General features: G+C 71.2%; 10 protein-coding genes and 1 pseudogene. 6 read left to right on the top strand and 5 right to left on the bottom strand.

Features of this window, described 5'->3' with window-relative positions; all coding sequences use genetic code 11:
- Positions 1-3 precede the first annotated feature (3 nt).
- Together ACFV9O_RS33500 and ACFV9O_RS33495 are read left to right on the top strand one after the other, a co-directional pair.
- Positions 4-1737 (top strand): cation acetate symporter, encoded by a 1734-nt coding sequence (locus tag ACFV9O_RS33500; protein WP_385424743.1) that lies wholly within the window; start codon positions 4-6, stop codon positions 1735-1737.
- Positions 1734-2945 carry a sensor histidine kinase gene (locus ACFV9O_RS33495; RefSeq protein ID WP_385424741.1) on the top strand — a complete coding sequence of 404 codons (1212 nt, stop codon included), beginning with the start codon at positions 1734-1736 and terminating at the stop codon, positions 2943-2945. Before ACFV9O_RS33500 ends, ACFV9O_RS33495 begins: the two co-directional genes overlap by 4 nt.
- Before the next feature lie 6 nt (positions 2946-2951).
- Here the strand turns inward: ACFV9O_RS33495 and ACFV9O_RS33490 are convergent, their stop codons facing one another.
- Both ACFV9O_RS33490 and ACFV9O_RS33485 read right to left on the bottom strand, forming a co-directional pair.
- Positions 2952-3422, bottom strand: coding sequence for a hypothetical protein (locus tag ACFV9O_RS33490; RefSeq protein ID WP_385424789.1), 471 nt, complete (start codon positions 3420-3422; stop codon positions 2952-2954).
- A 242-nt stretch (positions 3423-3664) separates the two neighbouring features.
- Positions 3665-4243, bottom strand: a complete 579-nt coding sequence (locus ACFV9O_RS33485) for a sigma-70 family RNA polymerase sigma factor (RefSeq protein WP_385424738.1) — start codon at positions 4241-4243, stop codon at positions 3665-3667.
- Positions 4244-4469: 226 nt separating this feature from the next.
- Here ACFV9O_RS33485 and ACFV9O_RS33480 point away from each other — a divergent pair, with 226 nt between their 5' ends.
- Positions 4470-5705: a CapA family protein gene (locus ACFV9O_RS33480; protein ID WP_385424736.1), complete on the top strand. Its 1236-nt coding sequence runs from the start codon at positions 4470-4472 to the stop codon at positions 5703-5705.
- A 24-nt stretch (positions 5706-5729) separates the two neighbouring features.
- Here ACFV9O_RS33480 and ACFV9O_RS33475 read toward each other — a convergent pair whose 3' ends face one another.
- A complete protein-coding gene (locus tag ACFV9O_RS33475) occupies positions 5730-7187 on the bottom strand; it encodes an amino acid permease (RefSeq protein ID WP_385424734.1) in 1458 nt (485 codons plus the stop codon).
- A 108-nt stretch (positions 7188-7295) separates the two neighbouring features.
- Complete coding sequence (locus ACFV9O_RS33470) at positions 7296-7760, bottom strand: universal stress protein (RefSeq protein ID WP_385424731.1); 465 nt, start codon at positions 7758-7760, stop codon at positions 7296-7298.
- Between the two features lie 59 nt (positions 7761-7819).
- On the opposite strand from ACFV9O_RS33470, the gene lysX reads away from it, so the two are divergent.
- Both lysX and ACFV9O_RS33460 read left to right on the top strand, forming a co-directional pair.
- Positions 7820-11125, top strand: a complete 3306-nt coding sequence (gene lysX / locus ACFV9O_RS33465) for a bifunctional lysylphosphatidylglycerol synthetase/lysine--tRNA ligase LysX (RefSeq protein WP_385424728.1) — start codon at positions 7820-7822, stop codon at positions 11123-11125.
- A gap of 121 nt (positions 11126-11246) precedes the next feature.
- Positions 11247-12155, top strand: a complete 909-nt coding sequence (locus ACFV9O_RS33460; protein WP_385424726.1) for a polysaccharide deacetylase family protein — start codon at positions 11247-11249, stop codon at positions 12153-12155.
- A gap of 91 nt (positions 12156-12246) precedes the next feature.
- Here the strand turns inward: ACFV9O_RS33460 and ACFV9O_RS33455 are convergent, their stop codons facing one another.
- On the bottom strand, positions 12247-12906 hold the full coding sequence (locus tag ACFV9O_RS33455; protein ID WP_385424724.1) for a class F sortase: 660 nt from the start codon (positions 12904-12906) through the stop codon (positions 12247-12249).
- Between the two features lie 312 nt (positions 12907-13218).
- Here ACFV9O_RS33455 and ACFV9O_RS33450 point away from each other — a divergent pair.
- Positions 13219-13820 (top strand): annotated as a pseudogene (locus ACFV9O_RS33450) (hypothetical protein); the annotation flags it as partial.

Here is a 13820-nt window from a genome sequence, read left to right as displayed (position 1 = left end):
CCGGTGAACCAGACCTACGCGGTGACGGCCGTCACCTTCGTCGTCCTCGCGACCGTCCTCATAGGCGGCCTCGGCCTGCGCATATCCCGTACCACCTCCGACTTCTACGTCGCGTCGCGCACCGTCAAACCCGCACTGAACGCGGCCGCCATCAGCGGCGAGTACCTCTCCGCCGCCTCCTTCCTCGGCATCGCGGGACTGGTCCTCCTCCAGGGCCCGGACATGCTCTGGTACCCGGTCGGCTACACCGCCGGATATCTCGTCCTGCTGGTGCTCGTCGCCGCCCCGCTGCGCCGCTCCGGGGCGTACACCCTGTCCGACTTCGCCGAGGCCCGGCTCGAATCGGCCACCGTGCGCCGCCTCGCCAGCCTCTTCGTCGTCGGCATCGGCTGGCTCTATCTGCTGCCGCAGCTCCAGGGCGCGGGGCTCACCCTGGAGATCCTCACGGGCGCACCCGACTGGGTCGGCGGACTCGTCGTCGCCGTCGTCGTCACGGGCGCGGTCGCCGCCGGCGGGATGCGCTCCATCACCTTCGTCCAGGCGTTCCAGTACTGGCTCAAGCTCACCGCGCTCCTCGTGCCCGCGCTCTTCCTCGTCGCCGCCTGGTTCGGCGACGACGCGCCACGCGCCCGGTTCGACGCGCCCACCGTCTTCCGAGACCACACCGTCGTACGGATCGACGACACCGTACGGGTCGAGCTGGAGCAGCCGCTCACCGTCAGCGTCTCCGGCAGCATCGACGGCACCCGGCACGACGCGGACCGGGTCACCCTCGACGAGGGCACCCACCGCATCGACGCCGGGACGCGCCTCACCTTCCCCCAGGGCTCCGAGGTGCCCGAGCGGGCGACCACCGGCGCGGACCCGTTCAGCTGGTCCCAGCCGCTCGCGGGCGGACGCGACGGCTACCAGCTCTACGCCACGTACGGACTGATCCTCGCGACCTTCCTCGGCACCATGGGACTGCCCCACGTCGCCGTCCGCTTCTACACCAGCCCCAACGGGCGGGCCGCGCGCCGCACCACGCTCGTCGTGCTCGGGCTGATCGGCGCCTTCTACCTGCTGCCGCCCGTCTACGGCGCGCTCGGCCGGATCTACGCCCCCGAACTCGCCCTCACCGGCCAGGCCGACGCGGCCGTCCTCGTCCTGCCGGAGCGGATGATCGGCGGCATACCGGGGGATCTGCTGGGCGCGCTCCTCGCGGGCGGCGCGTTCGCCGCGTTCCTGTCCACCGCCTCCGGGCTGACCATGTCCGTCGCCGGAGTCCTCACGCAGGACGTGCTCCCCTCGCGCGGGGTGCGGCACTTCCGGCTCGCGACCGTCGTCGCGATGGCGGTGCCGCTCGCCGTGAGCATCGTCGCCACCAACGTGCCGGTCGCGGACGCGGTCGGACTCGCCTTCGCCGTGTCGGCGTCCTCGTTCTGCCCGCTGCTCGTCCTCGGGATCTGGTGGCGGCGGCTCACGCCGCCGGGCGCCGCGGCCGGGCTCGTCATCGGCGGCGGGGCGGCGCTGACCGCGGTCATGGCGACCCGCGCCGGGCTCGCCCCCGAGGGCTGGCCGCACACCCTGATGGCCTGGCCCGCCGTCTGGTCGGTGCCGCTCGGCTTTCTCACCATGGTGGTGGTCTCGCTCGCGACGCCCCGGCACGTACCTTCCGGGGCGGCCGCCATCCTGGCGCGCCTCCATCTGCCCGAGGACCTCGTCGGCCGGCCGCAGCCCGAAGGAGCGGAACGATGACCGGGATGGCGCTGGCGGCGCTCGGTGCCGCCGCGGCGGTGCTGCTCGCGGCGGGGTTCGGGCTCGGCCGGCTCACCGCCCGGCGCGACGCCGACCCCGACCTCGACCTGGGTACTCCGGTCGAGCGGGCCACCTTCCACACCCTCCACACCGCGTCCCTGGCCGCCCCGCCGCTGCGCGCCGGACTCACCGAGGACACCGCACGCAAGGCCGCGCGCCGGCTGCGCTCCCTGCTCGGCACCGAGGCGCTCTGCCTCACCGACCGCGAGACGGTCCTCGCCTGGGACGGTCTCGGCGGCGACCACCACGAGGAACGGGTGATGCGGCGCGTCACCGACGTGCTCGACTCGGGGCGCAGCCAGAGCATCCGCACCGGCTGCGACGATCTGGAGTGCCCGCTGCGCTGGGCCGTCATCGCCCCGCTCACCGGCGAGGAGGGGGTGCTCGGCGCGCTCGTCGCCTACGGTTCGAAGGAGTCTGCGGTACTGGTACGGGCCGCCACGGAGGTCGCCCGCTGGGTGTCCGTACAGCTGGAACTCGCCGAGCTCGACCGGTCCCGTACGCGGCTCATCGAGGCCGAGATCCGCGCACTGCGTGCCCAGATATCCCCGCACTTCATCTTCAACTCGCTCGCCGCCATCGCGTCCTTCGTCCGCACCGACCCGGAGCGGGCCCGCGAACTCCTTCTGGAATTCGCCGACTTCACCCGCTACTCGTTCCGCAGGCACGGAGACTTCACCCATCTCGCCGACGAGCTGCGCTGCATCGAGCAGTACCTGGCGCTCGCCGGCGCCCGCTTCGGCGACCGGCTCAAGGTGACCCTCCAGATCGCCCCCGAAGTGCTCCCGGTCGCCCTGCCGTTCCTCTGTCTCCAGCCGCTCGTCGAGAACGCCGTCAAGCACGGCCTCGAGGACTCCAGGAACGAGTGCCGCGTCTCCATCTCCGCCCAGGACGCGGGTGCCGAGGCGGTCGTCACGATCGAGGACGACGGCGTCGGCATGGATCCGGCCGAGCTGCGGCGCATCCTCGCCGGAGAGTCCACCCGGTCGTCGGGCATCGGGCTGAGCAACGTCGACGAACGGCTGCGGCAGGTGTACGGCGACGACCACGGCCTGGTGATCGAGACGGGCATCGGGGCGGGCACGAAGATCACGGTGCGGATCCCCAAGTACCGGGCCGGCGTGCACAAGAACTCCGGTACGCGGTGACCCCGCTCAGTACAGGTGGATCGCCAGATGCCCGAGCGGCAGCCCGAGCCGCCAGGCCGGGATCCACACCCGCGCCGACTCGTCCACCGCGGACGCCGGGGGCAGGGCCGGGTGCCAGAGCCCGGACTCCTCGCCGAGATCGGCGGCGAGCAGCTCGGTCCGCTCCAGCCACCGCCAGGCTTCCTGAGCCAGCGCGAGATCAGGGTCGGGGCCGGTGACATCACGCGCGAAGGCCTCCCGGGCGGCCATCCGTTCGCGTACCCATTCCGGCCAGGGGTGCCCGTACGCCGTGCGCGACAGCCACTCGTCCAGTCGCGAGACCGTCCGGACGAGGGCCGGCTCGTCCGGGCCGTCGCAGAGGTAGACCGTCAGGGCGAGGGTCTCCCGGCCGGCTCTGAACTCGAGCGAACCGGTCTCCACAAGGCCGCCGGTGCGCAGCACCTCGTCGGCTATGTACTCGGCACACAGCCAGGCCATGGGGACCGCCAGACCGCCTCCGCCGGTGCCGTTCGTACTCTCGGGCAGCACTTTCTCCACCTTCTCCCGGATGTGCTCGGTTCGGCTGTCGACGACGAGCCTCCACCGGGAGACACGCGTCAGGGTCCCTCTTTACTCAACTCGGCCGGCAGATTTCGAATCGGGCTGACGCGGAACGTGGCCCCAGGGAGGCCAGGCTCCCGGAGGGGCGGCGGAGGCTGAAGTGACCCGGTCCAGGGCCGTCAGGCGGCTGCGGACCGCGTCACCGCCGCACGGCTGTACCCGGGCAGGCAGCGCGCCAGCTGACGCAGGGCGTGGTACGAACGCGACTTGACCGTGCCCGCCGGGATGCCCAGCGCCTCGGCGGTCTCTGCCACGCTCTTGCCCTGGAAGTAGATCTGCACCAGCACCGCCCGGTGCTCGGGGCTCAGCGACCGCACGGCGGCGCGGACGTCCAGCACGGCGACCGCGCGATCGGTCACGTCCGCCGGATCCGCGGTGGTGGCGAGGACGGCGTCGCCGATCTCGGTGGGCCGGGCCATCCGGGAGCGGCGCGCGTCGATGGCGAGCCGGCGGCCGACCGTGAAGAGCCACGGCCGCATCGACTCGTACGGCCCGTCGAAGGCCTCGGGATGCTGCCAGGCCCTGACCAGGGTCTCCTGGAGGAGGTCCTCGGCACGCTGCTGGTCGCCGTACGTCAGGCCGATGAGGAAGCTCATCAGGGCGGGACCGTGTTCGCGCTGCAGCTCGGCCAGGGCCCGCTCGTCGGTCGTCGCCGTCGCGCTCGTCACCGTCGCGGTCGCCGTCGCCATCGTCGGCATCCTTTCGCACAGAAGTCCGGAGAGTTCGGTGTTACGTGGCGTATCCGAACGCATGGCGGCGCGAAGGGACAGGCGTTGTACCGGCATGTGCGTTGAGCGGTCGCACTGTTCGACGAGTGGTGCGTCGAACGGTCGACCGGAAGGGAGTAGTCCGTTCCGTCTCGGTAAGTCATATTGACGGCTTTGATGATTGACTGACCATTGAGTCCCTCGGATGGAGCCGCCGATGAGCGCACACGTACGCCGCACGGCGGTGGTCCTGGCCGTCGCACTCCTGGCACCGGCGGCGGGCTGCGGCGGCGGCCCCGAACGGGCCCGCAGCAACCGCCCGCCCGTGCACGAGGCCGGACCCGCCGGGAGCCGCCGGCCCGTCCCCGCGCCCTTTCTCGCGTCCGCCCCCGCCCCCACTCCCGCCACCCCGGCTCCCCGCGGCTTCACGCTCGTGGCCAGCGGTGACGTGCTCCCGCACGACTCGGTCATCCACCAGGCGCGGGAGGCCGCCCGCGGCGACGGCTACGACTTCCGGCCCATGCTCGCGGGCGTCGCACCCGTCGTCTCCGCCGCCGATCTCGCCATCTGCCACATGGAGACGGTGTACGGCGACGACGACGGGCCCTACACCGGCTACCCCGCCTTCACCTCACCGCCCCAGATCGCTGAAGCCCTCCGGGTCACCGGTTACGACTCCTGCTCCACCGCCTCCAACCACACGCTGGACGACGGTGCCGAAGGGCTGCGGCGCACGCTCGACGCGCTCGACCGTGCCGGGATCGAACACGCCGGCTCGGCCCGCACCGAGGCCGAGGCCCGCGAGCCCGCCTGGCTGCGCGCGGGGACCGCCGAGGTCGCCCAGCTCGCGTACACGTACGGCACCAACGGGTACCCGCTCCCGGCCGGTCGGCCCTGGGCGGTCAATCTGATCGACGAGCGGCGGATCGTCGAGGACGCGCGCGCGGCCCGCCGGGCCGGCGCCGACGTCGTCGTGGTCAGCGTCCACTGGGGCACCGAATGGCAGACCGCACCCGACGCACGCCAACTGCGGCTCGGCAGGGCCCTGACCGCCTCGCGCACCGCGGGCCGCCCCGACATCGACCTCGTCGTCGGCACCCACGCCCACATCCCGCAGGCGTACGAGAAGGTGAACGGCACCTGGGTCGTGTACGGCATGGGCGACCAGATCGCCGGCCCGATGACCAACTACGAGGGCCGGCACGACCCGCGCGGAAACCAGAGCACCATCGGCCGCTTCACCTTCGCGCCCCCCGCCCGGGCCGACGGGCGCTGGGAGGTGACCAAGGCCGAGTTCATCCCGCAGTGGATGGACACGGCCGCCGGCCGCGTCATCAACCTCAACGCGGCGATCGACGGCGGTGCGGCGCGCCACACCGCCGTACGCGACCGGATCCGCGACGTCGTCCTCAGCCGCGGGGCGGCCGCCGACGGTCTCGTCATGGGCCGTTGACGCCGCCCGAAGCCTGCCCCCGGGTCACTGCGGGCCAGGTCCCGGCCCCGTCCCCGTTCCGGTCCCGCCCTGCGCCTCCGCCTCGGCGAGCTTCGAGTGCCGGTACGAGTACGCGAAGTAGATCACCAGACCGACCAGGAGCCACACCACGAAACGGAGCCAGGTCTGCCAGGCCAGGAACGTGATCAACCAGATCGAGAACGCCACACCGATCGCCGGCACGAACGGCATACCCGGGCAGCGGAACGACCGCGGCAGCTCCGGCTGCCGGTAGCGCAGCACGATCACGGCGACGCACACCACCACGAACGCCAGCAGAATGCCGATGTTCGTCAGTTCCGCCGCCTCCCCGATCGGCAGGAAGCCCGCGATGAGCGCCGACCCCGCGCCGACGATCCAGGTCACGCGCACGGGCACGTGCCGTGTCGGATGGGTCTTCGCGAACCAGTGCGGGAGCAGACCGTCGCGGCTCATCGAGAACCACACCCGGGTGACGCCCAGCATGAATGTGAACATCACCGTGAGGATGCCGATGATCGCGCCCACCGCGATGACGGTCGCCAGACTGTCGAGCCCCACCGACTTGAAGGCCGTGGAGAAGCCGCTCTCCGGATCGATGTCCTGGTAGTTCTGCATACCCGTCAGCACCAGACAGGCCAGCACGTACAGGACCATCGAGATCGCGAGCGAGTACATGATCGCCTTCGGCATGTGGCGCTGCGCGTCCTTGGACTCCTCGGCCGCCGTCGACATCGCGTCGTACCCGAACACCGCGAAGAAGACGGTCGCCGCACCCGTGAACGCCCCGCTGACGCCGAACGGGAAGAACGGGGTGTAGTTGGAGGTGTTGATGTAGAAGAAGCCGACCACGATGACCAGCAGCACGACCAGGACCTTGAGCACCACCACGGCGGTCTCGAACCGTGCCGCGCTCCTGATTCCGAGCGTGAGCAGATAGGCGATGAAGAGACACAGGATCATCGCGAAGAGATCGACCTTGTGCCCCTCACCCGTGCCCGGCGCGCCCAGCATCCAGGCGGGCAGATCGATCCCCAGCTGGCCGAGGAGGAAGCCGAAGTACCCGGAGATGCCGATGGCGACCACCGCCACGATCGCCGTGTACTCCAGCAGCAGGTCCCAGCCGATGAACCAGCCCGCCAGTTCGCCGAGGACCGCGTAGCCGTACGTGTAGGCCGAGCCCGCCTTGGGGATCATGCCGGCGAACTCGGCGTACGAGAAGGCGGCCGCGGCGCTCGCCACGCCCGCGATCAGGAACGAGAGGAGGACCGCGGGGCCCGCCGTCTGGTTCGCGACCGCGCCGGCGAGGGCGAAGATTCCCGCGCCGATGATGCCGCCGATGCCGATGGCCGTGAGCTGCCACAGGCCCAGCGTTCTGGTGAGCTGCTCGCTCGGGGGACCTTCTTCGATCAGTTCGATGGGCTTGCGGCGCAGCACGCCCTGCCCCATCCGGAGCCCTGCCATGAGTCACCTCTTCGCGGACCGCTGTCGGACAACGGCGGCTCATGATGGACCAGCGGAGCGGGTGACGGAAGGCGACATGCGGCAGCGGAAGTGATGATTCCGGGCGGGTTATGGGACCACGGTCACCGGCCAGCGCCCGGCTTTGACCAGCCGAACCGCCACCGAACCGATGATCCGGTGCCCCGCCGACTCCGAGGCGCCGACCACCACCGCGTCCGCCTTGAGATCGTCGGCGGCCTTCACCAGTCCGCTGTACGGATCACCGCGGAAGGTGTGGAACTCCCAGCGCACGTCCCAGATGCCCCGCACCCGCTCCGCCGCCGCCCTGATCTCCGCGGCGAGCTCCTCCGCGATCTCCCCGGTCGTGTCCGCCACCGGGGCGCCGAGCGCAGCGCCCGCCGGCATCAACGGCTGCACGTAGACGATCGCGAGCAGGGCGTTCTGCCTCCGGGCCAGCCCGCTCGCATACGCCGCGGCCCGCAGCGACGAGTCGGAACCGTCGACACCGGTGACGATCACCTTCGGACCGTCGGTGCCACGCTCGAAACCCTGGGACTGCTGTCGTTCACTCACGCCTTGAGGCTATCCCTGCCGACAGGCGCCCCGGCAGGGGTCTCCCTAGAGTGCGGAGCATGAGTGTCAGCGTGGAGGAGCGCCTCGCCGCCCGACGCGGCTTCATCGGCAAGGTGCCCGAAGGCTTCGCGATGTTCTTCGCCCTGCTCGGGGTGTTCTGCGCGGTCATCGCCCTGATCGCGCCCCTGCGCAGGCTGCTGCGCCCCGTCGCGCTCTTCCTCGACCAGGTCGCCGTACCCGTCAGCGCCAACCTCGCCTACGCCGTCTTCCTGCTGTTGCTCGCCGCGGCCATCGGCGCCCGCAAGAAGGTCGCCTGGTGGCTCGTCGTCGCCTATCTGACGCTCATCGTCATCACCGACGTCCTGCTGCTGGCCGTCGCACGCGACTGGGACTGGATCGCCAACCTCGTGCTGTGCCTCGTCGCGCTGGCCGTGCTCGTCATCGCCCGGCACGAGTTCTACGCCGAGACACGGCGCGGCTCGCTGCGCCGCGCGATCGTCGTCCTGGTCCTGGGACTGGCCGCGGGCGTCCTGGTCGGCTGGGGCCTCGTCGAGCTCTTCCCGGGCACCCTCGTCCCCGAACAGCGGCTGCTGTGGTCCGCCAACCGGGTGTTCGGCGGACTGGTCTCCAGCGCCCAGTTCGACGGCTCCCCGCCGCGCGCGCTCTTCTTCCTCCTCGGCCTCTTCGGCGCGCTCGCCCTGCTGAACTCCGCCGCCACCCTCTTCCGCTCGCAGCGCATGGAGGCGGCCCTGCACGGCGACGAGGAGCCCCGCATCCGCGCGCTCCTCGGCGCGTACGGCTCCCAGGACTCCCTCGGCTACTTCGCCACCCGCCGCGACAAGGCCGTCCTCTTCGCACCCAACGGCAAGGCCGCCGTCACCTACCGCGTCGAGGCCGGCGTCGCCCTGGCCAGTGGCGACCCGGTCGGTGACAAAGAGGCATGGACGCCGGCGATCGAGGCCTGGCTGGACGTCGCCCGCCGCTACGCCTGGGCGCCCGCCGTCATGGGCGCGTCCGAGGACGGCGCCAGGGCCTACGCACGCTCCGGGCTCGGCGCCATCCAGCTCGGCGACGAGGCGATCCTGTACGTGGACCGCTTCGACCTGGACGGGCGAGACATGAGGGTCGCCCGACAGGCGGTCGGCCGCGTCCGCAGACTCGGCGCGACCGCCCGGATCCGCCGCCATTCCGCGCTCACCGACGTGGAGATGAAGCAGGTCATCGACAAGGCCGACGCCTGGCGGGACACCGAGACCGAACGGGGCTTCTCCATGGCGCTGGACCGGCTCGGCGACCCGCAGGACGGCGACTGTCTCCTCGTCGAGGCCTTCGACGCCGACGACAAGCTCGTCGCGCTGCTGTCCTTCGTCCCCTGGGGCCGCGACGGCATCTCCCTCGACGTCATGCGCCGCGACCGCGACACGGCACCCAACGGCATCATGGAGTTCATGGTCGCCGAGCTCTGCGCCCAGGCACCGCAGCTCGGCGTCCGCCGGATCTCCCTCAACTTCGCCGTCTTCCGCTCGGCCTTCGAGGAAGGCGCCCGGATCGGCGCGGGGCCCGTCCTGCGGCTCTGGCGCAGGCTGCTGCTCTTCTTCTCGCGGTGGTGGCAGCTGGAGGCGCTCTACCGGTCCAATGTCAAGTACCAGCCCGCCTGGTACCCGCGGTTCCTCTGCTACGGCGACGCCGGCTCCCTCGCCCGCGTCGGCCTCGCCTCCGGGATCGCCGAGGGCTTCGTCTCCGTACCCAGCCTGCGCAGACGCTGGGGCAGGGGCCGGCCGCACGGCGTCACCGGGCCCGTCGCCGGCACCGCGGGACTGCCGGCCATCGACGCGCTGGACCTGGCCGGGCCCGACACCGTGCGTCCGATGGGGGAGCGCAGACTGCCCGAGCAGGTGCGGATCCGCCACCGCAAGCTGGAGCGGCTGCGCGAGCAGGGCATCGACCCCTACCCGGTCGGCGTCGCCGCACGCACCGGCGCACTCGCCGCGATCCGCGCCGCACACCCGTCCCTCGCGCCCGGCGCACGCACCGGCGAGGAGGTCACCGTCGCCGGGCGCGTCATGGCCGTACGCGACTTCGGCGGCGTCGTCTTCGCCGTGCTGCGCGACTGGTCAGGCGACCTCCAGATCGCCTTCACCCGCGAGGGATCCGGCCCCGCCGTCCTCGACGCGTTCACCACCGACGCCGACCTCGGCGACCACATCACCGCCACCGGGGAGCTCGGCGCGAGCGACCGCGGCGAGCCCACCGTCTTCGCCGCCGCCTGGCAGCTCACCGCCAAATGCCTGCGCCCGCTGCCCGACAAGCGCCGCGGCCTCGCCGACCCCGAGGCCCGCGTCCGCCGCCGCTATCTCGACCTCGTCGCGAGCCCCGACGCGCGCAGCGTCGTCCGCGCACGCTCCACGGCCGTGCAGGCGCTGCGCCAGGGGCTGCTCGACCGCGGCTACCTGGAGGTCGAGACCCCGATGCTCCAGCAGATCCACGGCGGCGCCAACGCCCGCCCCTTCACGACCCATATCAACGCCTACGACATGGACCTCTACCTGCGCATCGCCCCCGAACTGTTCCTGAAGCGCCTGTGCGTGGGCGGCCTGGAGAAGGTCTTCGAGATGGGGCGCACCTTCCGCAACGAGGGCGTCTCGTACAAGCACAACCCCGAGTTCACGATGCTGGAGGCGTATCAGGCCTTCGCCGACTACGACGTGATGCTCGACCTCACCCGTGAACTCATCCAGGGTGCCGCCACCGCCGCCTTCGGATCCCCCGTCGCACACAAGACGGGACCGGACGGCAAGCTCGTCGCCCACGACATCTCCGGGTGGTGGCCGGTCAAGACGCTCTACGACGCGGTGTCCGACGCCCTCGGCGAGCACGTGGACGCCGACACGGACGAGGACACCCTGCGCAGGCTCTGCGATCTGGCCGGCGTGCCGCACACCCCCGACGACACGCGCGGCGACGTCGTCCTGGAGATGTACGAGCGGCTGGTGGAGGAGAAGACCCAGCTGCCCACCTTCTACAAGGACTTCCCGACCGACGTCTCCCCGCTGACCCGCCAGCACCGCCGCGACCCGCGCCTCGCCGAACGCTGGGACCTCGTCGCCTTCGGTACGGAACTGGGCACCGCCTACTCCGAGTTGACGGACCCCGTGGAGCAGCGGCGGCGCCTCACCGCTCAGTCGCTGCTCGCCGCCGGCGGCGATCCCGAGGCCATGGAGCTCGACGAGGACTTCCTCGACGCGCTCGAGTACGCGATGCCGCCGACCGGCGGACTCGGTATCGGGGTGGACCGGCTCGTGATGTTCCTGACCGGGCTCACCATCCGCGACACACTGCCGTTCCCCCTGGTGCGCCGCCACTGATCACCGGGCGCCCCGGCGACCGCGCGGACCGGCCGCCGGCTGCTGCTCCCAATGGGTGTATTCGTAGGCCGAACCGGTGTTGCTGAGGCCCGCCCTACTGTGCCCGTGGCAGCCATTGCTCATGGAGAAGGATCAGATGCCGCGGTCGCGGCGGTCGGTGCTGCGCATCGCCGCCGCCTGCGTCGGCGCCGCCACTGTCGCACCCCTGTTCAGCACCGAGTGGACCCGTACCCCGAACCGTCCCGAGGCTCCTGTAGCGGCGGCGGACCCGAAGGCGGCGGGGGGCCCTGCGTCGGCGGGCGGCCCGCAGGGGGCGGCGGGTCCGCAGGCGGCAGGCCCGCAGGCTTCGGCCAGGGTGACCAACGCGTCGGCGTACAGGCTGCAGCCCATGACGGCATTCGGGTCCAACCCCCTGACGAGGGCCGTGACCCCGGTCCGGAAAGAGCCGTTCCTGAACATGCCGGCGCTCGGCCGCTCCATGGTGCTGACCTTCGACGACGGCCCTGATCCCCGCTACACGCCGGACGTCCTGAAGATCCTGCGCAAGCACGACGTCCGGGCGATGTTCTTCGTCTGCGGTGGGATGGCCGCGGACCACCAGGACCTGCTGCGCGAGATCGCCGACGACGGGCATGTGGTGGGCAACCACACCTGGTCGCACCCGCTGGTGCCGAAGCTCTCGAAATCCCGTATTCGCGACGAACTGGGCAGCACGAGCGAGATCGTCGAGAAGATCCTCGGCAGCCCGCCGCTCTGGTACCGCGCACCGTACGGGGCATGGAACAAGCGCTCGTTCGAGATCGGCGCAGAGCTCGGCATGGAGCCGCTCGCCTGGACCATCGACACGCTCGACTGGCGTGAGCCCGGCACGGGAGAGATCGTCAGCCGCGTCCTGGACGGGGCAGAGCCCGGCGCCGTCGTCCTCTCGCACGACGCGGGCGGCGACCGCTCGCAGAGCGTGGCGGCGCTCCGCCGCTATCTGCCGGCATTGCTGCGGTCCGGGTACCGGATCACCGTGCCGCTCCGCTGAAGGATGCGGACGCGGTCGGGTGCCTGCCCGGTGCGGGACGCAGGCACAGGGGGCCGCCGACGAGCTGAGCCGGCGGCCCCCTCGTGAGCGGTCACTGCGCCGCGATCATGCGCGCGAAGACGACGACGTTCCCGTCGTAGCCTCCGGCCCGTGAGTAGCCGCCGCCGCAGGTGATGACGCGCAGCTCCGGGGTTCCGGTGTCGCCGTACACACGGGCGCCCGGGAAGTTGTTCTTGGAGAACACCTCGACGCCGTACACCTCGAACACGGCGGTCCTGCCGTCGTAGCGGGTCACCTCGACGTGCTGGCCCTTCTGCAGTGCGCCGAGACCGTAGAAGACGGCGGGCCCGGCCGCGTTGTCGACATGGCCGACGACCACCGCCGTGCCCTGCTGCCCCGGGGCGATGCCGTTCTGGTACCAGCCCGCGAGATTGGGGTCTTGCGGCGGCGGAGCCTCGATCCAGCCGTTGGGGTCGAGACCCACGTCGATGGTCGGCGCCTCGACCCTGAGCGCGGGGATCGCGATCCGGGACGCGGGGGCGTACGGGAGCGGCTCGACGGGTCCGTTCAGCGGGACCGACTCCGCGTAGCGCTGACTGTCCAGCGCCGCGGCGACGGCCGGCTGGGGCGGGCCCATCCCCATGTCGATCCCGTTCCGCACCAGCGCGAGGCCGGTGAGCATGACGAGAGCAAGTACGCCCCACGGTGAGCGTCTTCTCGACTCCGAGCCGGTGTAGTCCTGGCGGCCCATGGTTCTCCCATCTCATCGTCTGCACGCACGCTAAGCACGCACGCGCCGGGCGGCGACCGGAGAGGGGCGAACGGGTGGTACGGCCACTTGGGGTGAGCCATCCGTGTACATCGCCATATAAAAGCTTCTGACAGTACGTGACCTGCGGATCCGTCAGATAAGAGCTCCTCGTACCGGCGTGTCGGCTCACTGGGGTGGACCAGTCCCAAAATGCGGCGAATGTGCTGGACGGTGAGTGTTCGTGTTGGAGGGCGTTCTCGTCGACTCTCCCGGAGCACCGTTCCGGGGCGCGTCTCCACTGGAGGTTCAACCATGCGTGCTTCACGCACTCTCGCGGTGACCTTCACCGCATGCGCGGCCGTCGGCCTGTCAGCGCCGCTGACCGCTGCCAACGGGGGTGGCAGCGGTCCCACCAGCGTCAACATCTCTCCGTCCGCGGTCCACCAGGGCGGGATCCTGAACATCTTCGTCGACGGCTGCGACAAGGGCGGCACCGTGACGTCCAACGCCTTCCCGACGGCCAACCTCTCCGGGGACCGGGGTGCGCACGGCCCGAAGGGCGAGCGGGCGGACGGTGCGAACCGTGACGAGGGCGGGGCCGGGGTCCGTAGTGGCGACGGGGATGACTGGGACGAGGGCGGGAGCGAGAGCGGCTCCGGCGACAACTTCGGCGAGGGCGGGAACGGCAACGGGAACGGGAACGGCAACGGGAACGGTCGCGACAACAACCAGGGTGGCAACAACAACGGTCGCGACAACAACCAGGGTGGCAACAACAACGGTCGCGACAACAACCAGGGTGGCAACAACAACGGCCGTGACAACAACCAGGGTGGCAACAACAACGGTCGCGACAACAACCAGGGTGGCAACAACAACGGCCGTGACAACAACCAGGGCGGCAACAACAACGG

It is taken from the genome of Streptomyces sp. NPDC059909 (assembly GCF_042730885.1).
GTDB lineage: Bacteria > Actinomycetota > Actinomycetes > Streptomycetales > Streptomycetaceae > Streptomyces.
Note: the sequence above shows the minus strand (reverse complement) of the source record. Positions and strands in the feature narration are given on the sequence as shown.